Raw genomic sequence first — 25,081 nt, 5'->3', positions numbered from 1 at the left:
GTTGGAGAATTGACCATGAAACGTCGCTACAGTGGGCTGCTATGGATCGTCGCCGTGCTGGTGGTGGTGCTGATTGCCCTGGACCTCGCGCTGCCCTACATGGTGCGCAATTACCTGAACGACAAACTCGCCGACATGGGCGACTACCGTGGCCAGGTCACGGACGTAGACCTGGCCCTGTGGCGCGGTGCCTACCGCATCAACGGCCTGAAAATCGTCAAGGTCGACGGCAAGGTGCCCGTACCGTTCGTCAACGCGCCGTTGATTGAATTTGCGGTCAGCTGGCACTCGCTGTGGTACGACCATGCGGTCGTTGCCGAAGGCCACTTCGTAAAGCCTGAAATCAACTTCGTCGACGGCGGTGCCAACAAGCAGGCGTCCCAGACCGGTAAGGGCACTGACTGGCAGCAGCAGTTGAAAAAACTGTTGCCCATCACGCTCAACGAGGTGCGGATCGAGGACGGCAAGATCGCGTTTCACAACTTCAACTCCAAGCCTCAGGTCAGCATCAATGCCACCGAAGTCAACGCCAGCTTATATAACCTGACCAACGTGGTAGACCTCAAAGGCAAGCGCGACGCGCGGTTCGATGGCAAGGCGCTCCTGCAAGGCCAAGCCCCGCTGGAAGCCTCCGCGACCTTTGATCCGTTCAATGACTTTGAAGACTTCGAATTCCGCTTCCGCGCCCGCGACCTGGAACTCAAACGCATGAATGACTTCGCCTCGGCCTACGGCAAGTTCGATTTCAAGGCCGGTACAGGCGATGTGGTGATCGAAGCGCAGGCAGAGAAAGGTCAACTCCGCGGCTATATCAAGCCGTTGTTGCGCAATGTTGAAGTGTTCGACTGGCAGCAGGACGTCGAGAACAAAGACAAAAATATCTTCCGCTCAATCTGGGAAGCCGTGGTCGGCACCAGCGAGACCGTGCTCAAGAACCAGAACAAAAACCAGTTTGCCACCCGCGTGGAACTGAGCGGCAGCGTCCATCAGCAAAATATCAGCGCGTTCTCGGCGTTTTTGGCGATTTTGCGTAATGGTTTCATCCAGGCGTTTAATGCGCGGTATGAACAGCCCAAGCCGAGCGTGGATTAAAATGGGGGAGCTGGCTTGCCTGCTCCCACAGTGACTGCCCATTCAGAGACTGAATAACCCGTCTGCGTTCACAGTCGGCGGGGCCTCGCGGTATAGTCGGGCATTGCTGATTGTTGAGGAATGACCGATGAAGTTCGAAGGCACCCAGGCCTATGTGGCTACCGATGACCTGAAACTGGCCGTCAACGCCGCCATCACCCTGGAGCGGCCGTTGCTGGTCAAGGGCGAACCGGGCACCGGCAAGACCATGCTCGCCGAACAACTGGCCGAATCCTTCGGTGCGCGGTTGATCACCTGGCACATCAAATCCACCACCAAGGCCCATCAGGGCCTGTATGAGTACGACGCGGTCAGCCGCCTGCGCGACTCGCAGCTGGGCGTGGACAAAGTGCACGACGTGCGCAATTACCTGAAGAAGGGCAAGCTCTGGGAGGCATTTGAGTCCGAGGAGCGGGTGATTCTGCTGATCGATGAGATCGACAAGGCCGACATCGAGTTCCCCAACGACCTGCTGCAAGAACTCGACAAGATGGAGTTCTACGTTTACGAGATCGACGAGACCATCAAGGCCAAGAAGCGCCCGATCATCATCATTACCTCCAACAACGAGAAAGAGCTGCCGGACGCGTTCCTGCGCCGCTGCTTCTTCCATTACATCGCCTTCCCCGACCGCACCACCCTGCAAAAAATCGTTGATGTGCATTACCCCAACATCAAAAAAGACCTGGTCAGCGAAGCGCTGGACGTGTTCTTCGACGTGCGCAAAGTGCCGGGCCTGAAGAAAAAACCCTCGACGTCCGAACTGGTCGACTGGCTCAAGCTGCTGATGGCCGACAATATCGGCGAGGCCGTGCTGCGCGAACGCGACCCGACCAAAGCCATCCCGCCCCTGGCCGGCGCCCTGGTGAAGAACGAGCAAGACGTACAACTGCTGGAACGTCTGGCATTCATGAGCCGTCGCGGTAATCGATAATGTTGCTCAACCTGTTCAATGAAATGCGTGCCGCCAAGGTGCCCGTGTCGGTGCGCGAGCTGCTGGACCTGATCAACGCCCTTAAACAGCGAGTGACCTTCGCCGACATGGACGAGTTTTACTACTTGGCCCGGGCGATCCTGGTGAAGGACGAGCGGCATTTCGACAAGTTCGACCGGGCCTTCGGCGCCTACTTCAATGGCCTGGAAAAACTCGACGATCACTTGCAGGCGCTGATTCCCGAAGACTGGCTGCGCAAGGAATTCGAGCGCTCGCTGAGCGACGAAGAGCGCGCGCAGATTCAGTCCCTGGGCGGCCTGGACACGTTGATCGAAGAATTCAAGAAACGCCTGGAAGAACAAAAAGAACGCCACGCCGGCGGCAACAAGTGGATCGGCACGGGCGGCACCAGCCCGTTTGGTTCCGGCGGCTACAACCCGGAAGGCATTCGCGTGGGTGACGCGGGTAAACGCCAAGGCAAGGCGGTAAAGGTCTGGGATCAGCGCGAGTACAAGAACCTGGATGATCAGGTGGAGCTGGGCACGCGCAATATCAAGATCGCCCTGCGCCGCCTGCGCAAGTTCGCCCGTCAGGGTGCGGCCGAAGAGCTGGACATCGACGGCACCATCGACCACACCGCCCGCGATGCCGGTTTGCTGAATATCCAAATGCGCCCGGAGCGGCGTAACACCATCAAGTTGCTGCTGCTGTTCGATATCGGCGGCTCGATGGACGCTCACGTGAAGATCTGCGAAGAGCTGTTTTCAGCGTGCAAGACCGAGTTCAAGCACCTGGAGTATTTCTACTTTCATAACTTCGTGTACGAGTCGGTGTGGAAGAACAATCAGCGCCGCACCTCGGAGCGCACCTCGACCCAGGACCTGCTGCACAAGTACGGCGCGGATTACAAAGTGATTTTCATCGGCGATGCGTCGATGGCGCCGTACGAAATCACCCAGCCCGGCGGCAGCGTTGAGCATTGGAACGAGGAAGCCGGGTATGTGTGGATGCAGCGCTTTATGGCCAAGTACAAGAAGTTGATCTGGATTAACCCGTATCCCAAAGACACTTGGGGGTATACGGCGTCGACGGGGATTGTGCGGGAATTGGTGGAGGATCAAATGTATCCGCTGACGCTTCGGGGCCTGGAAGAAGGGATGCGTTTCCTTTCTAAATAGGCGGTGAATTTACCGACGCTATCGCAGGCAAGCCAGCTCCCACACTTGGAATGCATTCCACAGCTGGATTGCATTCCACAGCTGGATTGCATTTTAGGGTTGAAATGCATTCCCCTGTGGGAGCTGGCTTGCCTGCGATGCTTTTAGCGATTCAGAAACCGCTGCAAAAAATCAATGTGCTGCCGATGCGCCGTCTCTTGCACCACCGGCGCCAGCCTTACTTTCTCCCCCGGCAAACACTGCGCCAGGCGCGCCAGCGCCAGCGGCGTCAATGCCCCCAGCCGCGGATAGCCGCCAATGGTCTGCCGATCATTGAGCAACACAATCGGCTGCCCATCCGGCGGCACCTGGATCGCCCCCAACGGTATCCCCTCGGAAATCAGCGACGGCCCCTGATACTGCAACGGCGTGCCCAACAGGCGCATGCCCATGCGGTCGGCGCGACTGTCCAGCGCCCACTCAGTGTTGAAGGCATCGAACAGGCTTTGCCCACTGAACTGGCCGATCTGCGCGCCAATGATTACCTCCAGCGGCGCCTTGGCGGGTAAGGCCGGCGTGTTGAGCACCTTCATTGCACCGCCCGTGCCGGAATAAGCCAAGCGCCCGCCTTCGGTCAACGCCTTGCCGAAACCGTCCAGCCCGCCCAGTTCTTCACGCACCACCGTGGCGCAACTGCCCAGCACGTGCGGCGCATCGAACCCGCCCGGCGCCGCCAAATAGGCCCGCGCCCCGCTGAACGGTTGGGTAAAGCGCAAACGCTGGCCCTTTTGCAGGATAAAACTGCGCCCGGGGCTGATGGCACGTTCGTCGATGTACGCGCCCAGGTCCGCACCGGCCAGCGCCAACAGGCAATACTCCTCAGCCCTCACGGTAAACCCGCCCAAGGTGATTTCCACCACCGGCGCATCCAGCGCATTGCCAAGCAACCAGTTGGCCCACGACATCGACACCCAATCCAGCGCGCCGCCCTGGGTCACGCCCAGGTGGCGCACGCCGAAACGCCCGGCGTCCTGCAACAGGCACAGCGGCGTGCTGGCCTCGATGATCAAGCGGCTCATGCCTGCGCCTCCAACGGCGTGTCATCGCCACCCAGGTTGATAAAGTCAGCGTGGCTCACGGCCTCGAAACGCACCGTGTCACCGGGTTGCATCAGGCTGTAGCCGTCGCGTTCGCGGTCGAAGAGTTTGGCCGGGGTGCGGCCGATCAGGTTCCAGCCGCCCGGCGATACCACCGGGTAGGCGGCGGTTTGCCGTTCGGCGATGCCGACGCTGCCAGCCGCCACGCGTTTGCGCGGGGTGTTGAGGCGCGGTGTGGCGAGGGCCTCATCCACCAGCCCCATAAACGCAAAGCCGGGTGCGAAGCCGAGGGCAAACACCTGGTATTCATGAGTGCTATGGCGGCGGATCACTTCATCCACCGCAAGGCCGCTGCGCTGGCTGAGTAACGTCAGCTCAGGGCCGACACTCACGTGGTACCACACCGGCAACACATGGCACTGGCCGCTGCCTTGAGCCTGAGGTTGCAGGTCAGTCAGCGCCTGGTCGATAAGCTCGCGCGCCTGGGCCGGGCTGACGGCGGTGAGGTCGTAATGCACCATCAACGTGGTGTAGGACGGCACCAGATCCACCAGCGCCGCGCCGAAACAGTCACGCAGGCGTTGTGTGGCGGCAAGCATCCACGGCATGTTGGCTTCAGCGATCACATCGAACAGACGCACCATCAGGCAATCGATGGCCACCACCTCAATCCGTGGCTTCATGCTGGCTTCAACGCCTCGCGAATGCGCTGCACAGCGGCAATCGAACTGGCGTTGTCGCCGTGAACACACAAGGTGTTGGCGTGCAGCAACAAGGCGCTGCCATCGCTGGCGGTCAGGGGTTCGCCACGGGAAATGGTCAGGGCCTGCTGCACGATGGTGTCAGCGTCGTGATGCACGGCGCCCGGCAGTTGACGCGAAACAAGGTGGCCTTGGGCGTCGTAGGCACGGTCGGCGAAGGCTTCAAACCACAGCGTCACCCCGTATTCATCGCCCAGGGCTTGCGCCGCGCTGTTGTCGCGTGTGGCCAGCAACATCAGCGGCACGTCGCCATAGGCCGCCACGGCCTGCACCACTGCGCGCAACTGCGCCGGGTTGGCCATCATGTCGTTGTACATCGCGCCGTGGGGTTTCACATAGCTGACCCGCGCACCTTGCGCACGGCAGATGCCATCCAGGGCGCCGATCTGGTAGTGCAACAGGTCCTGGATTTCCTGGGGCGTGTAGGCCATGGAGCGGCGGCCAAAACCTTGCAGGTCTTGATACGCCGGGTGCGCACCGACCTGCACGCCATGCTTGAGGGCAAGGGTCACGGTCTTGCGCATGATGCTCGGGTCGCCGGCATGAAAGCCACAGGCTACGTTGGCACAATCAATGAATGGCATGACCTCGGCGTCCAGACCCAGGGTCCAGTTGCCAAAGCTTTCGCCGATGTCGCAATTCAAAAGCAGACGGCTCACGGTAGTTGCTCCTGTAGGCTTTGTATTTTTTGTAGTGTGGGATTTTTTACGCAGAACTCGCAACTTGTCCTGAGACCCTTACGACGCTTATCGTGGAATAACGCGATTTTTGGCGTTTGCCCGGTGCGGCGTCCAACTAATAAAAACCGATCCAAGCATAAGAAAAGTTGATCCCATGAATTTGAAGTTTCTCGAAACCTTCGTCTGGGTGGCCAAGCTCAAGAGCTTTCGCCTGACCGCCGAAAAGCTGTTCACCACCCAGGCCTCGATTTCCAGCCGCATTGCCGTGCTGGAAAGCGAGCTGGGCGTGAAGCTGTTTCTGCGCGATTCACGGGGCGTGAGCCTGACCCCGGAAGGCTTGAAGGTGCTCGATTATGCCGAGCAAATGATGGTGACCATGCAGGGCTTGAAGCAGTCCCTGGAAACCACCAGCAGCCAGGTCGGGCGCATTCGGATCGGCGCCATGGACACGGTGATTCATACCTGGCTGAGCCCGTTTGTGGCGCAATTGATGGAGCACTTCCCGCGTGTGGAAATCGAATTGGTCGCTGATACCGCGCTGAACCTCAGCGATCAGCTGCAAAAAGGCTTCCTCGACCTGATCCTGCAAACCGACCTCTTGCGCCTCGAAACCGTGCGCAGTCTGGAGCTGGCCAGCCACCCCATGGCCTGGATCGTCGCCAGCCATTCCATCTACAACCGTGACTACACCTCCCTCGCCGAACTGGCCCAGGAACGCATCATCACCTACTCGAAAAACTCCCATCCGCACCAGGACGTGCTGAGCCTGATGCAGGCCAATGGCGTGGCCGCGCCACGGATGAACTGTGTGAATTCGGTGTCGGCGATCACCCGGTTACTGCGCGATGGCTTCGGCATTGGCGCGCTGCCGCCGGTGTTGGTCAGCGAGGAATTGGCGCGCGGGGAACTGGTGATGTTGCCGATGGCGCAGCGCCTGCCGAATTTGCAGGTGGTGGTGTCATGGCGCGTGGGGGTGGAATTGGTGGAGGAGATTGTGGGGTTGTGCCAGAAGGTGGTGGCGCGGTATGCCGAAGAGGTCGGCCCAGAGCGAATGCTACTGACGAAACCCGATTAAACCTGTGGGAGCTGGCTTGCCTGCGATTGCGGTCGGTCAGCTTGAACATCTGTAGCTGATACACCGCAATCGCAGGCAAGCCAGCTCCCACACTGGACCGGGTTGAACTCAAAGCCCCTTGAGGTCACGCTCTTCGATAGGCCGGCTCTGGCGCAGGCGCTTGCCGCCCAACACCACCCAGTCAATCAAGCGAAACAGGCATTCAATCCCGAACGACAACAGCATCGCCCCGCCCAGCCCCCAGCCCATCGCTTCGGGCGTCAGCAATATCTGATAGCTGTAGCCATTCCACGTTTCCAGACGAATGTCCGGGTCTGCCGCCACCGCCACTTGCAGCACCCGGATGTACCAGGGGCCCTGCATGGCCTGGAATTGCTTGTCCAACGCCAGTTGGCGATCAAGCAACGTGCCGAGGCTGTTGGCATCGCTCTGGAAGACCGGGTCGTCGCTGGCGCGGTAGTGCGCCACCAACGCTTGCAGGTCGCCCTTGAAGAACTGCTGCGCAGTGGCATCAAAGCCGCGCAGGCCGGTCTGGGACTCGATCAGGTGGGCTTCGACGCGCTTGGCGTAGTCGTTGATAAACCCCGGCACTTGCACGCCGACCAACAAGCCAATGGCAAACAGCACCAACCGCAGATAACTGAGCAACATGGTCGATATCCTTACTCGGTGACGCCCTGGCTGACGCATTCACCGCGTCGCCACAGGCTCCATTGGCCCGGTTCGTAGCGGGTCCAGTTTTCATTGTCGGTCAGTGGCTCGGTGGCAATCACCGTCACCACATCATTGGGGGTTGTTTCGGCCTGAAAATCGACGATCACGTCGACATCTTTCAGGCGTGCCGGGCCGAACGGCGCGCGCCGGGTGATCTGTGCCAGTTTGGTCGAGCAATAGCAGAACAGCCAGTCGCCGTCGCTGAGCAGGCAATTGAACACACCTTTGCTGCGGTATTCAGAGCAGGCGGCGATCAAATCCGGCAGCACTTGCTCGATCTCCACCGGCTCGGGGAAGGCTTCGCGCACGCGGTTGAGCAGGTCGCAGAACGCTGCTTCGCTGTCGGTATCGCCAACGGGGCGGTAGAACGTGGCGCGGGGGTTGAAGTCGGCCAACTGGCCATTGTGGGCGAAACACCAGTTGCGCCCCCACAGTTCGCGCACGAACGGGTGAGTGTTGGACAGGCACACCTTGCCCACGTTGGCCTGGCGGATATGGCCGATCACCACTTCACTTTTGATGGGGTAACGCTGCACCAGCAACGCGACTTCCGATTCGCTGCTGGCCGCCGGGTCCTGGAACAGACGCAGGCCACGGCCTTCATAAAACGCGATGCCCCAACCGTCGCGGTGGGGGCCGGTACGCCCGCCCCGCTGCATCAGCCCGGTAAAGCTGAACACGATATCGGTGGGGACGTTGGCACTCATGCCCAATAATTCACACATGCCAGGGCTCTCGCTGCAGGGCGTACAACGTTAAAGACGCGGTTCGACCCGCTGACCGCGGTCCACCGCCGGGCGATGGAAAGGCTCGTCGTCCTCCACCGGCTCGGCGGCCAGCGCCGCATCAACAGCGACCTTGCGCTCACGGCGGGCATTGGCGGCACGCTCGATGGGCCAGCGGATCAACACGAACACGATGTACACGCCAAACGCGATCATCGAGTACATGAATAAGTCGGAAATGGCCCGCCAGGCGTTGTTGCCGACCTTGAGCACCAGGTCCAGGGCGGTAATCGCCACGGCCGGCGCAAACTGGGTCTTGACCGGGTCAACGATGGTCGGACTGAACAGCAGCACCGCCATCAGCAACTGCAGCGGCTCGCGCAGCCAGCGCCAGATCCAGCGGGTCATGCGCCACCATACCAACAGGCAGCCCAAAGCGGCGAAGGCGTAAAGGCCCCAAGCGATCAGATAGTCGTTCTCGGTCATGGTGTCCATGGCAAGGCTGGCAAAGAGGCGGCTATGATAACGGCTTTTGCGTGTCGCGGCTGCAATGCCTGCCACCGTCCGCCAGACAGAGAGTGATCCATGCCTATATCGACCGCCCCGATTGCCCGCAAGGCCCCAGGCCCAGACCCGTACGCCTGGCTGCAAGAGCGCGACACCGCTGAGGTGCTGGACTACCTCAAGGCCGAAAACGCCTGGCAGGAATCGCAACTCGCCGATCAGCAAGCGCTGCGCGACAGCCTGTTCGAGGAGATCAAGGGCCGCATTCTCGAAACCGACCTGTCCCTGCCCTCCCCGTGGGGCCCGTACCTGTATTACACGCGCACCACCGCCGGTGACGAATACGCCCGCCACTACCGCTGCCGCCGCCCGGCAGATGACAGCAATGCGGTAGACCAGAGCACTGAAGAACTGCTGCTGGATCCGAACGCGCTGGCCAATGGCGGGTTTTTCTCCCTGGGCGCCTTCAGCATCAGCCCCGACCACCAGCGCCTGGCCTACAGCCTTGATACCACTGGTGAAGAGATTTACACCCTGTACGTGAAGGAATTGGCGTCCGGCAAAGTCAGCGAACTGGAATTCCAAGACTGCGACGGCAGCATGACGTGGGCCAACGACAGCCTGACCCTGTTCTTCGGCGAGCTGGACGACACCCACCGCCCGCACAAACTCTATCGCTACCGCCTCGACGGCACGGCGGCCCAGGAAGTGTTCCACGAGCCCGATGGGCGGTTCTTCCTGCATTGCTACCGTTCCAGCTCCGAGCGTCAGCTGCTGGTGGCCCTGGGCAGTAAAACCACCAGCGAAATCTGGGCGCTGGATGCCGACCAGCCGCATCTGGATTTCACCTGCCTGGCGCCACGGGTCGACGACCATGAATACGACGTGGACCACGGCAAGCTTGAGGGCGAGTGGACCTGGTTTATCCGCAGCAACCGCGACGGCATCAACTACGCACTCTTTGTTGCGCCCGACACCGGCAGCGTGCCGACCGAAGATCAATGGCAAAACCTGATCCCCCACAGCGATGAGGTGATGCTCGACGGCGTCAGCCTGAACGCCGAGGCGATGACCCTGAGCCTGCGCATCGGCGGGCTGCCGGTGATCGAAGTCCACCCGCAAGGCGTGCCCGCCTACCGTGTGGAATTGCCTGACGCCGCTTACAGCCTTTACGTACAGAACAGTCTGGAGTTTCCGAGCGACAAGATCCGCCTGCGCTACGAAGCCTTGAACCGCCCGGCCCAGGTGCGTCAGCTGGAACTCGCCAGCGGCGCGCAACAAGTGCTCAAGGAAACCCCGGTGCTCGGCGTTTTCAATGCCGACGATTACGTCAGCAGCCGCCTGTGGGCCACGTCCGCCGATGGCACCCAAGTGCCGATCAGCCTGGTGGTCAAGCGCGAACACCTCGGCAAGGCGACGCCGCTCTACCTGTATGGCTACGGCGCCTACGGTGCAAGCCTTGACCCGTGGTTTTCCCACGCACGCCTAAGCCTGCTCGAGCGCGGCGTGGCGTTTGCGATTGCACATGTACGCGGCGGCGGTGAACTGGGTGAAGCCTGGTACCGCAACGGCAAGCAGGAACATAAACAGAACACGTTCAGTGACTTTATTGCTTGTGCCGAACACTTGATCGCCGAGGGCCTGACCACGTCCAGGCAACTGGCGATCAGCGGCGGCAGCGCCGGCGGCCTGTTGATCGGCGCCGTGCTGAACCAGCGCCCGGAGCTGTTCCAGGCGGCGATTGCCGAAGTGCCGTTTGTCGACGTGCTCAACACCATGCTCGACCCGGAACTGCCGCTCACCGTCACCGAGTACGACGAGTGGGGCAACCCCGAAGAACCTGAGGTGTATGCACGCATCAAGGCGTACGCGCCGTACGAAAACGTCAGCGCCCAGGCCTACCCGGCCACGCTGGTGATTGCCGGCTACAACGACAGCCGCGTGCAGTATTGGGAAGCGGCCAAGTGGGTGGCCAAATTGCGTGACACCAAGACGGACGACAACCTGCTGTTGCTCAAGACCGAACTCGGTGCGGGCCATGGCGGCATGAGTGGTCGTTACCAGGGATTACGTGACGTAGCGCTCGAATATGGATTTGTTTTCAAGGCGCTCGGCTTGATTTAGGAACTTAGTGCGGCGGCCCTGTCTGAACACAGGACCGCCCTACTTGATTGATGGACCAAGATTGCACATGGCACTCCCGACCTTAATGAATACCGAAATCCGCGACATGCTCATGGACTGCGGCTTGTTCGACCCCCTGCTGCCGGAAGACTTTCACATCGCCGCCGGCTACTTCAATATCAGCAGCATCGCCCAGGACGAGGTGATTTTCCTTGAGGGCGATGCCGGCACCTTCATGTGCATCATCCACAGCGGCCAGGTGGCGGTGCAAAAAACCAATCACGAAGGCCAGCGCCTGACCATCGCTACCCTGCGCAGCGGCCGGGCGTTTGGCGAAATGGCGGTACTGGATGGCGAGCGGCGCTCGGCCAGTTGCGTGGCCGCCACCGATTGCGTGCTGTTGAACCTGGGCAAGGATTCCCTGGAAAAAATGCTCAACGAAGCTCCCCGAGTGGCGGCCAAGATCATCCGCGCGGTTGCGATTGCTCTGTCCAAGCGCCTGCGCATGGCCGATGGGCAATTACTCTCTCAGCAGTTTTAACCGCCGGGCGTTTTCGGTTTGCTGTCGTTTTGCAGCAAACCGGGCACCGTCTGATCCTTGGGCGGTGTTGGCAACACGATCGGCACCAGTGCCGGTGACCCATTCGCCGTGGCCTTGGGCGCGACCGGAGGGGTGACTTGCGGGTACAACGTCGGCGTCGGCGTGCCCGGCGCACCGGGCGTTGGCGCGGGTGCAACCGGCACCGTTTGCTCCTCTTGAGCCTGCGCTGCACCAGAGGCGAGCGCGCCGAGCAGAATGACCGTTAGAATGCTGCACTTCATCGATGGCTCCATGGCCTGACCGGAATGTCGTAAGGCTACTCCCAACCGCGCAAGAATGCCCTTCCCAATGAGATTTCCATGAAACGTTTCGTTCTGCTGGACACCACCCCGATCCCCGACAATGGCGGTGCCCTGTGCCTGTTCGAATACGGTGAGGATTTTGTCATCAAGATTCAGGGCGGCGACGGCGGCCAACTGATGAACACGCGCATGCACGGCTCCGAAGACGCGCTGGCAGAAATCCCCTGCCGCAAGGTCGCCGGGCGTCCGGGTTCGCGGGTATTGATCGGCGGCCTGGGCATGGGGTTTACCCTGGCCTCGGCGCTCAAGCATTTGGGCAAGACCGCCGAAGTGGTCGTCGCCGAATTGGTGCCCGGCGTTGTGGAATGGAACCGTGGGCCGCTAGGGGAAAAATCCGGCCGCCCGCTGCTCGACCCACGCACCGTAATCCGCATGGAAGACGTGGCCAAGGTGTTGCAGGCCGAGCCTCAAGGCTTTGACGCGATCATGCTCGACGTCGACAACGGCCCTGAAGGCCTCACCCAAAAGGCCAACAGCTGGCTGTACTCCGCAGGTGGCCTGGCCGCATGCGCCAAGGCGTTGCGACCCAAAGGCGTACTGGCCGTGTGGTCAGCCAGCGCTGATAAACTGTTCAGCGACAAACTGCGCAAGGCGGGCTTCAAGGCCGAAGAAGTGCAGGTATTTGCCCATGGCAACAAGGGCACCCGGCACACCATCTGGATTGCCGAAAAACTCAAGGGCTGATCACTGTTCCCAAAACACAGCAAATCCCCTGTGGGAGCGGGCTTGCCCGCGATTGCGGCAGGCCAGACAACAACTCTGTAGCTGACACACCGCTATCGCAGGCAAGCCAGCTCCCACAGTTTTTGTCCTGAATCAGTTTCGGGATTTACGGTAATCCATCACGTACGGCACCTTGTTATCCAGGGTCTTTTTCAACGCCTTCTGGTCGATTGCGGTAAAACCACCCAACTGATGCGCAGTAAACCCGCTGTCGCCCACCGGCGCGTCCGGGCTCAGGCTGACCATGCGCTGGGCCACCGCTTCAATCGCATCCTTGTAACCCTTCTTTTTGTTCAGGTTGAACGCGCTCAGATCCAGCTGCGTGCGCAACCAGCTGCCCCAATAAAACTCCAGAAACTCCGGCACCACGCCCGCCGAGTCGGGTTTGCCATAGGCGGCCTTGCGGGTGAAATACACCAGGCTACGCAACGTGTCGTCCTGCAAGTTCTTGAAGCCCAGGTGCGCAGGTAATTGTGCAGGTGTCAGCGTGCGGCCCTGGCCGTCCTTGAGCCACACCTTGTGGCCTTGCTCCATGCGCTGCCAGAATGTCGCAAGGTCTGGGCTGCTGCTGAAATCATCGGTCACGCGCACCCACATTTTCAGCTGCGGGCCGGCACCGGGCTGCTCCCACAGAGTGGTGAAGCTGTGATGGCCGTCGGTGAGGTAAAGCTGACCGCCGGGGCCGACGATCACGGTTTTCATCTCATCGAGGTGGGTGCCCACCGGGTCCTGGCAGGTGAAGCTGGCGGGGTCGTGCAGGTCGGCCTTTTTGCCGACTTTAACGGCGTCGCCCTGGCCGTTGGTCTGGCAGTATTCATCAAAGACCTTGGCCGGCGTTTCGGCGAACAGGCCAAGGCTGTAATGGATCTCGTCGAACCCCACCACGGCCTGGGTGGGGTGCAGTTGCTCCAGGGTCACATCGATCACTTGCCCGGGTTTGGGCGCCGTGAACGCCTGGGCCTGGGCGGCAACCGCGCACAGCGTTATTGCCGACAGCCATGAATGCAGACGCATGAGAGCAGATCCTTATGAATTCAGTGGGCCGATACTACAAACATTTGCCTGTGTCAGGCTGTACCGCAGCTGAAAAAGCCTGGCGCTAATTGCGCCGTGAGCGGCTAGAATCAACCTTATCCGTGAACCACCAAACAGCCAGGAGCCATGATGAGCTCGACCAATCCGCCCTCCCACACCGCCAAGCTGGACCGCATCCTCGCCGATGCCCAGCGCGACCGGGAAATGGGCTACCGCGACAAAGCCCTGAAAATGTACCCCCACGTGTGCGGCCGCTGCACCCGTGAATTCGCCGGCAAACGCCTGAGCGAACTGACCGTGCACCACCGTAACCATAATCATGATGACAACCCTCAGGATGGCTCCAACTGGGAGTTGCTGTGCCTGTATTGCCACGACAACGAACACTCGCGCTACACCGACCAGCAATACTTCAGCGAAGGCTCCACCAGCAGCCCGACCATTGCCAAGGCCACGCACAACCCGTTTGCGGCGTTGGCGGGGTTGATGAAGAAAGACGACTGAAGGGTTTTTGTTGGCTGTACCGGCCTCATCGCAGGCAAGCCAGCTCCCACATTTTGATGCGTGTTCGCAGATCCAGTGTGGGAGCTGGCTTGCCTGCGATGGCGGTCTGACCAGCAACACGTACCCTGATCCTGCCCACCCCCGTATAATCGCCGCTTTTATCCAAGGCACCCTTCCCCGTGGGCAATAAACGCTACAGCTGCATCGGTCTGTATAACCCCAAATCCCCCGAGAACGTTGGTTCGGTGATGCGCGCCGCCGGCTGCTACGGCGTGGCCTCGGTGTTCTACACCGGCGTGCGTTACGAGCGCGCGCGGGATTTCATCACCGACACCAAGAAAGTCCACCACGACATTCCGCTGATCGGCATCGACGACCTGAAAAAGATCCTGCCGCTGGGCTGCATTCCGGTCGCCGTGGAATTGGTGGAAGGCGCCCGCCCGCTGCCCGAATACACCCACCCCGACCGCGCGCTCTACATCTTCGGCCCCGAAGACGGCTCGCTGGACAAAGAGATTCGCGACTGGTGTGAAGACGTGGTGTACATACCGACCACCGGCTGCATGAACCTTGCCGCCACCGTCAACGTGGTGCTCTACGACCGCCTGGCCAAGGGCAACAATACCCGCTCGGGCCCCAAGTACTGATTTTTTGGGAACATCCAGCGCCCGCCAACAGTCAGCTACATATCATTAGTCCTTGTTGGAGACAGATCATGAGCGACAGCAAAATCCTGCGACCTATCATCGAACACGATTCGCTTGAGCCCCAGCCTACCCAGAACGTGCACGGCTGGGAGCGCATCGGCTCGGTAGCCGGCGGTGTGATGATGGTTGGCAAAGGCCTGCGCCGTGGTGGCATTTTCGGGTTGATTCAAGTGGCGATCGGCGGTGTGGCGCTGGCCCGTGGTTTTACCGGGCACAGTTCGCTCAAAGACAAGCTGGAACAGGGCCGCCAGGAAATGAACAGCGTGCGCACAAAGATCGAGCGCGCCGGGGCGGAGCTGAAGAATTTGAAGACCAAGGCGGAAGTGGCGGCTGAGAAGGCCACTAAACCTTCGGCCTGATCCCTTTCTCCAAATTGGTGGAGATCTAAATGTGGGAGCGGGCTTGCTCACGAATGCGGTCTTTCAGTTAACTTATTGATTAACTGATACACCGCATTCGCGAGCAAGCCCGCTCCCACATTTTTGCTTTGGGTATGGCTTGGGATCAGTGCAGCAATTTGGTATCCAGCACCACCGACGACTCGCCAATGATGCTCTCGGCCAACTGCACAAACTCCGGCGTGGTCGTGCTGTTCGCGCGCATTACCGCCTGCGCCAGATCATCCAGCGACCGCTTGTTGTGGGTTTTCACGCGAATCTCGCGGTCCAGCTCCTGCAACAGCAACACTGCCTGCGCCACCGCAGCCGGGTTCACCTGCTCGCCCCGCAGCGTGGTGACGCCCTTGCCTTCCTTCGCCAACCGCGCCTGAATTGCCGCATAGCGTTCATCGGTGATGCCACCGGCGCGCCGCACCAGCTCAATGGCGTAATACTCGCCCAGCCCTTCACTGATCCAGTCACTGCCCTGGTGGTCGTTGAAACGGCCAATCGCCTGCACCACTTCGCGGATCAACGGGCTGCTGCCGCTTTCGCTGACCAGCGGCGAGCGGCTGTTGAGGTAGATCGAGTCGCGGGACGAGAACACGCCACGGCGCATCGGGTCACTGGCGCCCACCACCAGCAATTTCGCCGGGTGACGCGGGAACGCGGCTTCCACTTGGGGCCAGACAAACGTCAGCAACGTCACTATATCCATGCGGCGCATGGCCTGGCCTTTGGGTGAGGCCACGGTGACCTCGGTTTCGCCCAGGCGCACACGGCGGCTGCCGAGGGTGCCGGCGAGCATCCAGCCGGTGGGCCGGTCAAACAGGCGCGAAACGTTGTCGATGCGGAATTTGTGCTTGCCGATACGCGGCCAGGCGGTTTCGACGCTCTTCCAGCCGGCGGGCAGCTCAAACATCAAGCGCGAGACCAGCTCGACGCCGTCCTGCTGGTCGAGCCGCGCAGCGGGCACCAGGTCTTCGCCGCGAAACAGCGCCCAGCTCGGCGTCATCCGCGCGTCATAGGCGCCCGGCTTGCGCGCGTGGGTGAGACGCACGCGGTAGGTCAGGCTGGCTTTGTCGGCACTTGGCTGCCACAGGCCACGGCTGCCGGTGACCTTCCACTGGCCATCGGCCTTGAACTCACTGTAGTCACCGGCGTGGCCCAGGTCGAAGTCCAGGCTGCGCACCGCCGAGCCCTGGGACAGGCTGACACGAACCTCGGCCTGCTCGGTTTGGGGCAGCAGTTTGACGTGATAATCCAGGTCAACTTTCTTGGCGCACCACACCGGCCCGCTGAACGCCAGCACCATCAGGCTCGCCGCCAGCTTGACTGCCACCCTCATACACACTCCTTTTTAGCCCGCGCGGAAGATCAGGTAATCCTCCCAGTCGTCCTCGGGCACGCTGCCTTCGCTGAGCATGCGCCCGGACTGGGAAATGCGTTCGTGGTGCACGGCGTCGCGGTCGCCGCACACCAGGTGATGCCACAGTGGCAGGTCTTTGCGCTCACTGACCAGGCGGTAGCCGCAGGTCGGGGGCAACCATTTGAATTGGTCAGCCTGGCCCGGCGTGAGCTGGATGCAGTCGGGCACCGAGGCGCGGCGGTTGGGGTAGTCGGTACACTGGCAGGTGTTGAGATCGAGCAGTTTGCAGGCGATGCGCGTGTAATAGACGCTGTTGTCGTCTTCATCCTCAAGCTTTTGCAGGCAACACAGGCCACAGCCGTCGCACAACGACTCCCACTCCTCTTGATCGAGGTGTTCGAGGGTTTTGCGTATCCAGAAAGGTTCGACTTTGGCGGCCATGGCTCTACATCAGTATCGGTAGGTGAAAAGGCCGCCAGTCTAGTGCCACTGGCCCGTGGGGCCAAGCGCTTACGACCTGCGGTGTCACAACACTTGTCAGTCTAGTGGGCGCGCAGTAGCTTGGAACGCCGAATTGACCGTCAGGAACCGTTCATGAGTACACATCCACGCGTTGCCGATCACCCGATCCATACCCAGTTCACCGAACGCTGGTCGCCCCGCGCCTTTACCGGCGAAAGCATCTCGAAGGACACCCTGTTGAGTTTCTTCGAAGCCGCACGCTGGGCGCCATCGGCCTACAACTCGCAGCCATGGCGCTTTCTCTACGCGCGCCGCGACACGCCGGACTGGGAGCGCTTCCTGGGCCTGTTGAACGAATTCAACCGCAGTTGGGCGCAGCACGCGTCGGCCCTGGTGATCATCGCCTCGAAAACCGACTTCATCGCCCCCGGCGCCACCGAAGAAACCCCGGCGCTGTGGCACACCTTCGACACCGGCTCGGCCTGGGGCCACCTGGCGCTGCAAGCCAGCCTCAGCGGCTGGCACACCCACGGCATGGCCGGCTTCGATCAGGAGTTGACCCGCAAAGAGCTGAAAATTCCGGACAGTTATGCACTGCACGCGGCCGTCGCCGTGGGCAAGCTGGGCGATAAATCGAGCTTGCCGGAGTACCTGCAAGGGCGCGAAGCGCCAAGCCCGCGCAAGCCATTGAGCGAACTGGTGTCGGAAGGTGATTTCAGCCTGTAAGCCCTGCACAGGTTCACTGTGGGAGCGGGCTTGCCCGCGATTGCGGTGTGTCAGCCGCTGCATGCCTGGCTGACACACTGCTATCGCGGGCAAGCCCGCTCCCACACTCAGTAACCGCGCTCGAAACTCACTTCGCCGCGCAACGCTTCCTTGGCCTGATACGCCCGCAGGTTCTGCACAAACAACTCCACCATCATCGAAGGCGAGGTCGGCGCCGAGCTGTGCCCGGTCAGCAGCAAGCCCCACGCGGTCCAGAATGGATGGCGTTGCGGCAACGGCTCCTGACGGCACACGTCGATTACCGCGCCCGCCAGGTGCCCTTCTTTCAAGGCTTCGACCAGGTCCGCATCAACCACCGCCACACCGCGCCCGACGTTGATAAACAACCCGGTCGGCTTGAATTGCTTGAACAGCGCCGCGTCGTACAGATCGTGGGTCTCGGGCGTGTTCGGCAGCAGGTTGATCACGTAGTCCACCTCCCCCACCAAGCGGCCCAGTTGATCCAGCCCGGCGACTTCGATAAACGGCGCTTGCTCGCGCGCCGTGCTGGCGATGCCGTACAACTTCACGCCAAACGGCAGCAGGAAATCGGCGACACTCTGGCCGATATCGCCGGTGCCTACGATGAGCGCCTTGCGCCCCGCCAGGCTCTGGCCCATGCGGTTATCCCACTTGCGCTCGACCTGGCTTACCAGCCGCGCCAACACTTCGCGCTCGTGGCCGAGCATGTAGGTCAGGACAAACTCGGCCATCACCTGGCCAAAAATGCCCACCGCACGGGTCAGGCGATAATGCTGGGGCAAGCCTTCGGCGAGCAGTGGCGTGATGCCGGCCCAGGTCGATTGCAGCCACTGTGGCGCATGGCCCTGGCGCAAGAGGTTGGCGAGCAGATCCGGCTGGCCGAGCCAGATCGGGCAATCAGCCGCCAGGCGCGACAGTTCGGCAGTGTCGCCGCTGGTCAAGACCTCAAGGTCCGGTGCCGCGTCGCTTAGCAGTTGGGCGTAGAGCGGGTGATCCCGTTCAGCAATCAGAACACGCATGGTTCAAACCTTTCAAAAACAGTGCAGACGGCCGCCCGCATCCTTACGGCCACCGCCAACCCATACATTTGCTTGGATAAATGTGCCCTGAACAGGGCACCCCGATCACATCGGGTCGTTGCGTCGCAGCAGCTCTTCGGGCAAGTGTTCGATGTACTCGTCCTCGGCCGGCGGCATTTGCAGGTGGTAGCCCTGCTTGTCGAGGTTTTCCAGGACCACGGCGATGTCTTCGCGCGACAGCTTGCGCTCAGGCGTCAACACCATATCGAATGCGTGGTGAGCTTTGCCGAACGCGATCATCAACGTTTCCGGCACGCGCTCCAGGGCATCGCTTTTGAGCACGTAGAGGTACATACCGTCTTTTTTCAAGCTGCGATAGATGGAGCAAATACGTTTCAAGGCTGTTCTCCGGCAGTGGCCAGGCTGTCGAGCAGCGCCTGGCCCATCAACTCGCGGCGCCAGCCACGCAGCGAGTCTGGCAATGTATAAGGCCCATCGGGGTAGCCACTTTTGACCAGGGCTTCGAGGGTTTTCTTGCGCAGCATCAGTTCCGGCGCCATGTCCAGGCGTTCGGCTTCGGTTTGGCCATATGCGCGCAGTTGCTTGATCAGCGTGGCGGCGTCAACCGGCAGCGGCTCGGCAACGGCGGGCGGCCATTGGTCCATGGGCAAGCTGGCGGCACGTTTGATCAGGTCCAGCAAAAACTGGCCGTCCTGGCGCACGGTACGCGGGTGCATGTCTTCGATTTTGCCCAGGGCGGCGAGGTTATCCGGCTGGGATTTGGCCAGGGGCCACAACGAGTGTTCGCGAATGATGCGGTTGCGCGGCAGGTCACGGGCGCGGGCTTGCTGCTCGCGCCAGGCGCACAGTTCGCGCAGCACAGCGAGCTGGGCGCGGGAGAGTTTCCACGCCAGCTTGGCGTCGCGGTACACCTCGTACGGGTCCACTTCGCGGCGCAGGTTGGCCACCAGTTCAGCGCCGTCTTCCAGCACCCAGGCGTATTTGTCGTCGGAAAATTGCGGGCGCAGGCGGATATACACTTCGGCCAAATGCACCGCATCTTCGGCGGCGTAGCTCACCTGGGTCTCGGACAACGGCCGCTGCAGCCAGTCCGAGCGCGTCTCACCCTTGGGCAATTCGATGTCGAGCACGGCGTGCACCAGGCGCGAATAACCCATGGAAAAACCGAGGTTCAGGTAAGCCGCAGCCAATTGAGTGTCGAACAACGGCACCGGCAAGCTGCCGGTCAGGCGCAGCAGCACTTCGAGGTCTTCGCTGCAGGCGTGCACCACCTTGGTCACCGCCGGGTTTTCCAGCAAGGCGGCCAAGGGTTGCCAGTTGTCGATGGTCAGGGGGTCGATCAGGTAAGCGCGTTGGCCGTCACCAATCTGGATCAGCCCGGCAATGGGATAAAAGGTGTCGACCCGCATGAATTCGGTGTCGAGGGCGACGAATGGCAACTGCTGCCATTCGGCGCAATGCTGGCCGAGGCTATCGTTGTCGCAGATCCAGTGAATATCGATGGCCACACGGCTCTCCCTTGAAGAATGGCGCGCAGTATATATCGCGAAAGCGGCTTGCGAGCATTCGCAGTGCACACGCCTTCATGAAAACTCCGACAAGAGATGAAGAATAGTCCGACGAGCGGGACTTATCCTCTCTTACGCAGAACGTAGACCCGCCACAGCTTGGAGCCTGGCAGGAATTCCTGCTGGTTCAAGACTTTGAAGCCGGCCTGGCGAAACTCGTCCTCCACCGACGTGCGGGCGTTCACCGAGACAATCACCGTGTCGCGGCTGACCCGATGAAACTCGCGCAGCAACAGCGCGCGCACCTCAGCGCTGGGCACATGCCGAAACAGTTCCAAGCAAAAGATGCAGTCCACCGCGTTCGCCGACAGGCCGATGGAGAACGCCGAGCCCTGGAAGGTTTTGACACGTTTGAGCAACGACGCCGGATGATGAGTCAGCGCGTGGTCGAGCATTTCCTGGGAATTATCAGACGCCAGAATCACCCGATTGACGTGTTCGGCCAGCACCGGCCAAAAGCGTCCCGAACCGCACGCGAGGTCGAGGATCAGCCCCGGCTCGCCTGCCACTTTCAACGCCTGGCGCACCAACCGTTCATCACGCCAGGCGCCCAGGCGCTTGCGCAACGCCGGCGGGCGCGGGTCACCGCAGACCCTGGCATGCTCACGGTCGCAGCGCTCGGCGAATTCAATCTCGATGGAAGAAGGAAGTTGTGACGACATCACGGGCTCATATGAGTGGAACGGTAGTGAACGACCTTGATTCGCAGCTTAACCACTGGAACGTGAAAAAAAGGTCGAAAGGGTTGTTGTCGTAAAACCGATCACGTTTGGCAGTTATCTACATAGCGTTCAGAAACTGCCGATTCTCCTGGGTGAACGTGTTTGTTGGGGGGGACGGGCATGTTGTGGCGAGCGGGCTTGCCCCGGGTTGGGCTGCGCAGCAGCCCCAGTAAGCAGAATGCGGTGTATCAGATACTCCGCGGGGCTGGTTTTGGGGCCGCTGCGCAGCCCAACGCGGGGCAAGCCCGCTCGCCACAACAAGCCCGCGCACCACAGCAAGTCCGCTAACCACAACAAGCCAGCTAACCACGAAAAGCCCACTCACCACAGCAAGCCCGGCGCCTTCAGAGGAGTCAGGCCTGGTGCAGGTACCAACGCCAATCCTGCTCGCCGACTTCGCCCATGAACTGGCGGTATTCGGCGCGTTTTACCGCCAGGTACACGCCCAGGAACTCGCTGCCAAACGCATCCCGCGCCCAGCTGGAACCTTCCAGGGCGCGCAAGGTGGTGAGCCAGTCGGTGGGCAGCAATTCCCTGGCCTGGGCGTAACCGTTGCCTTCCACCGGTGCGCCGGGGTCGAGGCTTTCGCGGATACCCCGGTGAATGCCCGCCAGAATGGCGGCAGCGGCCAGGTACGGGTTGGCGTCGGCGCCGCAGATGCGGTGTTCAATGTGCCGCGAATTGGCCGGCCCGCCCGGCACGCGCAGGCTGACGGTGCGATTGTCCACGCCCCAGGTGGCCGCCAGCGGTGCGTAGCTGTTGGTCTGGAAGCGGCGATAGGAGTTGGCGTTGGGGCAAAACAGCAGCAACGAATCGAGCAAGGTGCTGAGCATGCCGCCCACGGCCTGGCGCAGCAGCGGCGTGCCGTCGGCGGCCTCGCTGGCGAACAGGTTATTGCCGTGAGCGTCCGCCAGGCTCACGTGCATGTGCATGCCGGTGCCCGCCAGGTCGTCGAAGGGTTTGGCCATGAAACAGGCGGTCATCCCGTGTTTGTGCGCCACGCCCTTGACCAAACGCTTGTAGCGCACCGCTTCGTCCATGGCTTGCAGTGCATCGGCGCGGTGTTCCAGGGTGATTTCTACCTGGCCCGGTGCGTATTCCGAGATCGCCGTGCGCGCCGGGATGCCTTGCAGTTTGCAGGCGCTGTACAGGTCGGCGAGGAACGGCTCGATTTGCTCCAGCTCGCGCAGGCCGTAAACCTGGGTCGAGCGCGGGCGATTGCCGTCTACGTCCCGCGCCGGTTGCGGGCGGCCATGGCTGTCGGGCTTCTGGTCGAGCAGGTAAAACTCCAGCTCTGCCGCCATCACCGGGTAATAGCCGTCGGCCTTGAGCCCGTCGATGACCTTTTCCAGCAGGTGCCGAGGGTCGGCAACGGTAGCCGGCAAGCCCTCGGTGGGGTGCATGCTGACCTGCACCGCCGCCGTCGGGATCAGCCGCCACGGCATGCGCTGCAAACTGCCACTGACCGGATAGGCGCGGCAGTCGATATCGCCGACTTCCCACACCAGCCCGGAGTTTTCCACGTCGTCGCCATTGATGGTCAGGCCCAGAATGGTACTCGGCAGTGGCCGGCCACTTTCGTACACCGCCAGCAGCTCGTCGCGGTGCAGCAACTTGCCGCGGGGCACGCCGTTGTTGTCGAGGATAAACAGCTCGAACATCTCGATGTCCGGGTTCTGCTCAAGAAAGGCGTGGGCTTCATGCAGGCTGGCAAAAACACTCATGGGAATTCTCATACGTTTGCGTCAGGCAGGCGCGCAGGCGCCGCCAGGCAGATGCGCACAGGTGCGCGTCATCCATGGGGCAGATCAACGTAGGAAAAAAGTATCTGGAGGGCGTGCGTGCCGGCAGTGGAACAAGGCCCAAAAGGCCAATTCGGAGGGGAGCGCCTCGACAACCGTCGGACCGCTCGGCACTAACGCGCCGGGCGAAGTCTCGGGATTAGTGTCGGGGGAACCATCCATACAGGCGTCACAGTGAGGTAGATGCCGGGCAGCGTCACACGCCCATAAAGGTTGTTCAATTCAGGGTTGACGGAGTTTGGTTGCAACCTGGCTAAACAATTGCCATCCCGTCGATTTGCTGGAAATAATGGCGGCCCCGATCATGCCCCCAAGGAATCGACCGCATGAAAGCGCCTCTGGCCTTTTGTTTACTGGCAAGCCTGGCCACTCACGCCCTGGCCGACTCGCGCCTGGATGACGTGCAGCAGCGCGGCACGCTGAACGTATGCACCACCGGCGACTACAAGCCTTATTCCTCGCTGCGCGCGGACGGCAGCTACGAAGGCATCGACATCGCCATGGCCGAGTCACTGGCAAAGAGCCTCAACGCCAGGATCCGCTGGGTGCCCACCACGTGGAAAACCCTGATGCCGGACTTTCTCGCCCAACGCTGCGACATCGCCGTGGGCGGTATTTCCGTGTCGCTGGAGCGCCAGAAAAAAGCCTTTTTCAGCCAGTCCCTTGGCGTCGACGGTAAGATCCCGCTGGTGCGCTGCGCCGATGTACAGCGCTACCAAAGCGTGGAACAGATCAACCGGCCCGAGGTGCGGGTGATCGAGCCTGCGGGCGGCACCAACGAAGTCTTTGCCCGCACCCATTTGGGCCAGGCGAACATCCGCCTGCACGACAACGTCACCATCTTCGACGAACTGCTGGCGGGCAAGGCCGACGTGATGATCACCGACGCCAGCGAGGCGCGCTACCAGCAAAAACTCAAGCCCGGGCTGTGCGCGGTCAACCCCGAGCGGCAGATGCAGTACAGCGAAAAAGCCTTCCTGTTGCCCCGCGATGACGTGGCGTGGAAGAGCTATGTCGACCAGTGGTTACACCTGACAGTGGCCACCGGGGCGTATGACGCCATCGTCAATCAATGGCTGGCGGCGCCGTAAGCCACAGCGGTCTACGCTGTTGGCACATCTAACAAGAACGAGGAATGGGTCATGAAGGGATTGCTGCGACTCACCTGGCTGCTGCTGTTGTGTTTCAGCCAGGTGCACGCCGACACCGCGCAAGAAGAAGACGCATCAGCCGCCAAGGCGCTGCTGGAAAAAGCCTTGGCGTATTACCAGAGCAACGGCGACAAGGCGTTCGCTGCATTCAGCCGCCAGGGCGAGTTCGTCGACCATGACCGCTACGTATTTGTGGTCGACACCCAAGGCGTGTTGCTCGCCAGTGGCGGCCCCTCCTCCGCGCTGATTGGTCGTGATGTGTCTGAAGTGCTGGGGCCGGATTTGCGGCAGTCCTTCAAGGACGCGCTGAAAGTGCCCGAGGGTCAGGGCATCCAGCAGGCTGACTATCGCTGGCAGAACTGGAATGACGGCAAGGTGGAACACAAGCACGTGTTTTACCAGCGCGTGGGGCAGCGGATTCTCGCGGTGGGTTACTACTTGCCACGGGCAACGCCGGAACAGGCTCGGGCCTTGCGTAACAAGGCAGCAACTGCACTGGCGAAGGATCAAGCCGGGACATTGAAAGCGATCAATTCATTGCAGGGCGGGTTTCTACAGGATGATCTGTACGTGTTCGTGGTAGACCTGAAAACCGGGCGCTACGTGGCCCATGGCACTGATTTGCGCTTGGTGAATACCGATTTCGCCAAAGTCAAAGACCCGGACGGACGGCCCGTGGGCGAGCCGATGTTGAAGATCATGGCTGAACAGGATCAGGGGGAATACACCTACCGCTGGAAAAACCCGGTGACTGACCGGGTTGAGAACAAGCATGCCTACGTGCGTAAGGCTGCAGGGTTTATGGTGGCTGTGGGGTATTACAGTCCTTGAGATTGCTTGCATCCCTATCAAGAGCACAGGGAGCTGGCTTGCCTGAAATGGCATCTACTGGAATTGTCTGATGTACCGAGTTGCCCGCATCGCAGGCAAGCCAGCTCCCACAGAAAAGCTCAACAGTGTTTGGAGGCATTGAAGTCTTACTCGGTCAAAACTGTGGGAGCGGGCTTGCTCGCGAAGGCGGTGGGTCTGTTGATGGATTTGGTGGCTGATACACCGCATTCGCGAGCAA

At 61.1% G+C, this 25,081-nt stretch carries 28 protein-coding genes; 13 read left to right on the top strand and 15 right to left on the bottom strand.

The window, feature by feature from the left end:
* Positions 1-15 precede the first annotated feature (15 nt).
* The 3 genes from ACP7A2_RS18220 (at position 16) to ACP7A2_RS18210 (ending at position 3,243) form a co-directional block, all read left to right on the top strand.
* On the top strand, positions 16-1,092 hold the full coding sequence (locus ACP7A2_RS18220) for a DUF748 domain-containing protein (RefSeq protein WP_426135334.1): 1,077 nt from the start codon (positions 16-18) through the stop codon (positions 1,090-1,092).
* Between the two features lie 127 nt (positions 1,093-1,219).
* Positions 1,220-2,065, top strand: coding sequence for an AAA family ATPase (locus tag ACP7A2_RS18215; protein WP_048725782.1), 846 nt, complete (start codon positions 1,220-1,222; stop codon positions 2,063-2,065).
* Positions 2,065-3,243, top strand: coding sequence for a vWA domain-containing protein (locus ACP7A2_RS18210; protein WP_426135333.1), 1,179 nt, complete (start codon positions 2,065-2,067; stop codon positions 3,241-3,243). Before ACP7A2_RS18215 ends, ACP7A2_RS18210 begins: the two co-directional genes overlap by 1 nt.
* A 143-nt stretch (positions 3,244-3,386) precedes the next feature.
* Here the strand turns inward: ACP7A2_RS18210 and ACP7A2_RS18205 are convergent, their stop codons facing one another.
* Genes ACP7A2_RS18205 through ACP7A2_RS18195 form a run of 3 tightly spaced genes read right to left on the bottom strand, consistent with a single transcriptional unit; the run spans position 3,387 to position 5,739 of the window.
* Positions 3,387-4,301, bottom strand: a complete 915-nt coding sequence (locus ACP7A2_RS18205) for a biotin-dependent carboxyltransferase family protein (RefSeq protein WP_426135332.1) — start codon at positions 4,299-4,301, stop codon at positions 3,387-3,389.
* Positions 4,298-5,002: a 5-oxoprolinase subunit PxpB gene (gene pxpB, locus ACP7A2_RS18200; RefSeq protein WP_426135331.1), complete on the bottom strand. Its 705-nt coding sequence runs from the start codon at positions 5,000-5,002 to the stop codon at positions 4,298-4,300. Before pxpB ends, ACP7A2_RS18205 begins: the two co-directional genes overlap by 4 nt.
* Entirely contained in the window at positions 4,999-5,739 is a 741-nt protein-coding gene (locus ACP7A2_RS18195) for a 5-oxoprolinase subunit PxpA (protein ID WP_426135330.1), read from the bottom strand. The genes pxpB and ACP7A2_RS18195 overlap by 4 nt, the downstream gene beginning before the upstream one ends.
* A gap of 175 nt (positions 5,740-5,914) precedes the next feature.
* Here ACP7A2_RS18195 and ACP7A2_RS18190 point away from each other — a divergent pair, with 175 nt between their 5' ends.
* Positions 5,915-6,835: a LysR family transcriptional regulator gene (locus tag ACP7A2_RS18190; RefSeq protein WP_426135329.1), complete on the top strand. Its 921-nt coding sequence runs from the start codon at positions 5,915-5,917 to the stop codon at positions 6,833-6,835.
* A 108-nt stretch (positions 6,836-6,943) separates the two neighbouring features.
* On the opposite strand, the gene ACP7A2_RS18185 is transcribed toward ACP7A2_RS18190, so the two are convergent.
* Genes ACP7A2_RS18185 through ACP7A2_RS18175 form a run of 3 tightly spaced genes read right to left on the bottom strand, consistent with a single transcriptional unit; the run spans position 6,944 to position 8,835 of the window.
* Positions 6,944-7,486 carry a DUF2937 family protein gene (locus ACP7A2_RS18185; RefSeq protein WP_348062496.1) on the bottom strand — a complete coding sequence of 181 codons (543 nt, stop codon included), beginning with the start codon at positions 7,484-7,486 and terminating at the stop codon, positions 6,944-6,946.
* An 11-nt stretch (positions 7,487-7,497) separates the two neighbouring features.
* Positions 7,498-8,274: a class II glutamine amidotransferase gene (locus ACP7A2_RS18180; protein ID WP_426135328.1), complete on the bottom strand. Its 777-nt coding sequence runs from the start codon at positions 8,272-8,274 to the stop codon at positions 7,498-7,500.
* Positions 8,275-8,304: 30 nt separating this feature from the next.
* Positions 8,305-8,835, bottom strand: coding sequence for an MFS transporter (locus ACP7A2_RS18175; protein WP_348062567.1), 531 nt, complete (start codon positions 8,833-8,835; stop codon positions 8,305-8,307).
* Between the two features lie 24 nt (positions 8,836-8,859).
* Between ACP7A2_RS18175 and ACP7A2_RS18170 the strand changes: the two genes are divergently transcribed.
* Together ACP7A2_RS18170 and ACP7A2_RS18165 are read left to right on the top strand one after the other, a co-directional pair.
* Entirely contained in the window at positions 8,860-10,902 is a 2,043-nt protein-coding gene (locus tag ACP7A2_RS18170) for a S9 family peptidase (protein ID WP_426135327.1), read from the top strand.
* Between the two features lie 67 nt (positions 10,903-10,969).
* The gene (locus ACP7A2_RS18165; protein ID WP_426135326.1) at positions 10,970-11,443 is read left to right on the top strand and encodes a cyclic nucleotide-binding domain-containing protein; all 474 of its coding nucleotides are present in this window, start codon (positions 10,970-10,972) and stop codon (positions 11,441-11,443) included.
* Here ACP7A2_RS18165 and ACP7A2_RS18160 read toward each other — a convergent pair.
* Positions 11,440-11,724: a hypothetical protein gene (locus tag ACP7A2_RS18160; RefSeq protein WP_348061380.1), complete on the bottom strand. Its 285-nt coding sequence runs from the start codon at positions 11,722-11,724 to the stop codon at positions 11,440-11,442. The two genes, ACP7A2_RS18165 and ACP7A2_RS18160, sit on opposite strands and share 4 nt — an antisense overlap.
* A gap of 78 nt (positions 11,725-11,802) precedes the next feature.
* Between ACP7A2_RS18160 and ACP7A2_RS18155 the strand changes: the two genes are divergently transcribed.
* Complete coding sequence (locus ACP7A2_RS18155) at positions 11,803-12,489, top strand: spermidine synthase (RefSeq protein WP_058411058.1); 687 nt, start codon at positions 11,803-11,805, stop codon at positions 12,487-12,489.
* A gap of 132 nt (positions 12,490-12,621) precedes the next feature.
* On the opposite strand, the gene ACP7A2_RS18150 is transcribed toward ACP7A2_RS18155, so the two are convergent.
* Positions 12,622-13,542 (bottom strand): ParB/Srx family N-terminal domain-containing protein, encoded by a 921-nt coding sequence (locus ACP7A2_RS18150; protein ID WP_426135325.1) that lies wholly within the window; start codon positions 13,540-13,542, stop codon positions 12,622-12,624.
* Between the two features lie 150 nt (positions 13,543-13,692).
* On the opposite strand from ACP7A2_RS18150, the gene ACP7A2_RS18145 reads away from it, so the two are divergent.
* The 3 genes from ACP7A2_RS18145 (at position 13,693) to ACP7A2_RS18135 (ending at position 15,133) form a co-directional block, all read left to right on the top strand.
* Positions 13,693-14,067, top strand: a complete 375-nt coding sequence (locus ACP7A2_RS18145; protein WP_078741352.1) for a YajD family HNH nuclease — start codon at positions 13,693-13,695, stop codon at positions 14,065-14,067.
* Positions 14,068-14,246: 179 nt separating this feature from the next.
* Positions 14,247-14,714, top strand: coding sequence for an RNA methyltransferase (locus tag ACP7A2_RS18140; RefSeq protein WP_003189607.1), 468 nt, complete (start codon positions 14,247-14,249; stop codon positions 14,712-14,714).
* Between the two features lie 68 nt (positions 14,715-14,782).
* Entirely contained in the window at positions 14,783-15,133 is a 351-nt protein-coding gene (locus ACP7A2_RS18135; RefSeq protein ID WP_348061384.1) for a YgaP family membrane protein, read from the top strand.
* Positions 15,134-15,278: 145 nt separating this feature from the next.
* Here the strand turns inward: ACP7A2_RS18135 and ACP7A2_RS18130 are convergent, their stop codons facing one another.
* Both ACP7A2_RS18130 and ACP7A2_RS18125 read right to left on the bottom strand, forming a co-directional pair.
* Positions 15,279-16,499, bottom strand: a complete 1,221-nt coding sequence (locus tag ACP7A2_RS18130; RefSeq protein ID WP_426135324.1) for a hypothetical protein — start codon at positions 16,497-16,499, stop codon at positions 15,279-15,281.
* A gap of 12 nt (positions 16,500-16,511) precedes the next feature.
* Positions 16,512-16,961: a YcgN family cysteine cluster protein gene (locus tag ACP7A2_RS18125; RefSeq protein ID WP_209990028.1), complete on the bottom strand. Its 450-nt coding sequence runs from the start codon at positions 16,959-16,961 to the stop codon at positions 16,512-16,514.
* A 153-nt stretch (positions 16,962-17,114) separates the two neighbouring features.
* On the opposite strand from ACP7A2_RS18125, the gene ACP7A2_RS18120 reads away from it, so the two are divergent.
* On the top strand, positions 17,115-17,708 hold the full coding sequence (locus ACP7A2_RS18120) for a nitroreductase family protein (RefSeq protein WP_426135323.1): 594 nt from the start codon (positions 17,115-17,117) through the stop codon (positions 17,706-17,708).
* A gap of 107 nt (positions 17,709-17,815) precedes the next feature.
* Here ACP7A2_RS18120 and ACP7A2_RS18115 read toward each other — a convergent pair whose 3' ends face one another.
* The 5 genes from ACP7A2_RS18115 to ACP7A2_RS18095 form a co-directional block, all read right to left on the bottom strand.
* Positions 17,816-18,748 (bottom strand): D-2-hydroxyacid dehydrogenase, encoded by a 933-nt coding sequence (locus ACP7A2_RS18115; RefSeq protein WP_426135322.1) that lies wholly within the window; start codon positions 18,746-18,748, stop codon positions 17,816-17,818.
* 105 nt (positions 18,749-18,853) lie between these two features.
* Positions 18,854-19,147, bottom strand: a complete 294-nt coding sequence (locus ACP7A2_RS18110) for a YcgL domain-containing protein (RefSeq protein ID WP_348061391.1) — start codon at positions 19,145-19,147, stop codon at positions 18,854-18,856.
* Entirely contained in the window at positions 19,144-20,277 is a 1,134-nt protein-coding gene (gene rnd / locus ACP7A2_RS18105) for a ribonuclease D (RefSeq protein ID WP_426135321.1), read from the bottom strand. Before rnd ends, ACP7A2_RS18110 begins: the two co-directional genes overlap by 4 nt.
* Before the next feature lie 122 nt (positions 20,278-20,399).
* On the bottom strand, positions 20,400-20,999 hold the full coding sequence (locus tag ACP7A2_RS18100; protein ID WP_426135320.1) for a class I SAM-dependent methyltransferase: 600 nt from the start codon (positions 20,997-20,999) through the stop codon (positions 20,400-20,402).
* Positions 21,000-21,412: 413 nt separating this feature from the next.
* Positions 21,413-22,783 carry a glutamine synthetase family protein gene (locus ACP7A2_RS18095; protein WP_426135319.1) on the bottom strand — a complete coding sequence of 457 codons (1,371 nt, stop codon included), beginning with the start codon at positions 22,781-22,783 and terminating at the stop codon, positions 21,413-21,415.
* Between the two features lie 404 nt (positions 22,784-23,187).
* Here ACP7A2_RS18095 and ACP7A2_RS18090 point away from each other — a divergent pair, with 404 nt between their 5' ends.
* Together ACP7A2_RS18090 and ACP7A2_RS18085 are read left to right on the top strand one after the other, a co-directional pair.
* A complete protein-coding gene (locus tag ACP7A2_RS18090; RefSeq protein ID WP_375067804.1) occupies positions 23,188-23,952 on the top strand; it encodes a transporter substrate-binding domain-containing protein in 765 nt (254 codons plus the stop codon).
* 51 nt (positions 23,953-24,003) lie between these two features.
* Positions 24,004-24,843 (top strand): cache domain-containing protein, encoded by an 840-nt coding sequence (locus ACP7A2_RS18085; protein ID WP_426135318.1) that lies wholly within the window; start codon positions 24,004-24,006, stop codon positions 24,841-24,843.
* Positions 24,844-25,081: the final 238 nt, after the last annotated feature.

This window comes from Pseudomonas sp. PWP3-1b2 (genome assembly GCF_049896045.1).
Classification (GTDB): domain Bacteria; phylum Pseudomonadota; class Gammaproteobacteria; order Pseudomonadales; family Pseudomonadaceae; genus Aquipseudomonas; species Aquipseudomonas antarctica_B.
The sequence above is the reverse complement of the archived record's forward strand: the minus strand, read 5'-3'. Positions and strand labels throughout refer to the sequence as shown.

Excerpts from the sequence above, each read along its gene's own strand:
- ACP7A2_RS18220 (WP_426135334.1), top strand. The coding sequence starts at position 16 with ATGAAACGTCGCTACAGTGGGCTGCTATGGATCGTCGCCGTGCTGGTG.
- ACP7A2_RS18215 (WP_048725782.1), top strand. The coding sequence starts at position 1,220 with ATGAAGTTCGAAGGCACCCAGGCCTATGTGGCTACCGATGACCTGAAA.
- ACP7A2_RS18155 (WP_058411058.1), top strand. The coding sequence starts at position 11,803 with ATGAAACGTTTCGTTCTGCTGGACACCACCCCGATCCCCGACAATGGC.
- ACP7A2_RS18115 (WP_426135322.1), bottom strand. The coding sequence starts at position 18,748 with ATGCGTGTTCTGATTGCTGAACGGGATCACCCGCTCTACGCCCAACTG.
- ACP7A2_RS18160 (WP_348061380.1), bottom strand. The coding sequence starts at position 11,724 with ATGAAGTGCAGCATTCTAACGGTCATTCTGCTCGGCGCGCTCGCCTCT.
- ACP7A2_RS18090 (WP_375067804.1), top strand. The coding sequence starts at position 23,188 with ATGAAAGCGCCTCTGGCCTTTTGTTTACTGGCAAGCCTGGCCACTCAC.
- ACP7A2_RS18130 (WP_426135324.1), bottom strand. The coding sequence starts at position 16,499 with ATGAGGGTGGCAGTCAAGCTGGCGGCGAGCCTGATGGTGCTGGCGTTC.
- ACP7A2_RS18170 (WP_426135327.1), top strand. The coding sequence starts at position 8,860 with ATGCCTATATCGACCGCCCCGATTGCCCGCAAGGCCCCAGGCCCAGAC.
- ACP7A2_RS18095 (WP_426135319.1), bottom strand. The coding sequence starts at position 22,783 with ATGAGTGTTTTTGCCAGCCTGCATGAAGCCCACGCCTTTCTTGAGCAG.
- ACP7A2_RS18120 (WP_426135323.1), top strand. The coding sequence starts at position 17,115 with ATGAGTACACATCCACGCGTTGCCGATCACCCGATCCATACCCAGTTC.
- ACP7A2_RS18165 (WP_426135326.1), top strand. The coding sequence starts at position 10,970 with ATGGCACTCCCGACCTTAATGAATACCGAAATCCGCGACATGCTCATG.
- ACP7A2_RS18185 (WP_348062496.1), bottom strand. The coding sequence starts at position 7,486 with ATGTTGCTCAGTTATCTGCGGTTGGTGCTGTTTGCCATTGGCTTGTTG.
- ACP7A2_RS18085 (WP_426135318.1), top strand. The coding sequence starts at position 24,004 with ATGAAGGGATTGCTGCGACTCACCTGGCTGCTGCTGTTGTGTTTCAGC.
- pxpB (WP_426135331.1), bottom strand. The coding sequence starts at position 5,002 with ATGAAGCCACGGATTGAGGTGGTGGCCATCGATTGCCTGATGGTGCGT.
- ACP7A2_RS18100 (WP_426135320.1), bottom strand. The coding sequence starts at position 20,999 with ATGTCGTCACAACTTCCTTCTTCCATCGAGATTGAATTCGCCGAGCGC.
- ACP7A2_RS18180 (WP_426135328.1), bottom strand. The coding sequence starts at position 8,274 with ATGTGTGAATTATTGGGCATGAGTGCCAACGTCCCCACCGATATCGTG.
- ACP7A2_RS18150 (WP_426135325.1), bottom strand. The coding sequence starts at position 13,542 with ATGCGTCTGCATTCATGGCTGTCGGCAATAACGCTGTGCGCGGTTGCC.
- ACP7A2_RS18190 (WP_426135329.1), top strand. The coding sequence starts at position 5,915 with ATGAATTTGAAGTTTCTCGAAACCTTCGTCTGGGTGGCCAAGCTCAAG.
- ACP7A2_RS18205 (WP_426135332.1), bottom strand. The coding sequence starts at position 4,301 with ATGAGCCGCTTGATCATCGAGGCCAGCACGCCGCTGTGCCTGTTGCAG.
- ACP7A2_RS18135 (WP_348061384.1), top strand. The coding sequence starts at position 14,783 with ATGAGCGACAGCAAAATCCTGCGACCTATCATCGAACACGATTCGCTT.
- ACP7A2_RS18210 (WP_426135333.1), top strand. The coding sequence starts at position 2,065 with ATGTTGCTCAACCTGTTCAATGAAATGCGTGCCGCCAAGGTGCCCGTG.
- ACP7A2_RS18145 (WP_078741352.1), top strand. The coding sequence starts at position 13,693 with ATGAGCTCGACCAATCCGCCCTCCCACACCGCCAAGCTGGACCGCATC.
- ACP7A2_RS18125 (WP_209990028.1), bottom strand. The coding sequence starts at position 16,961 with ATGGCCGCCAAAGTCGAACCTTTCTGGATACGCAAAACCCTCGAACAC.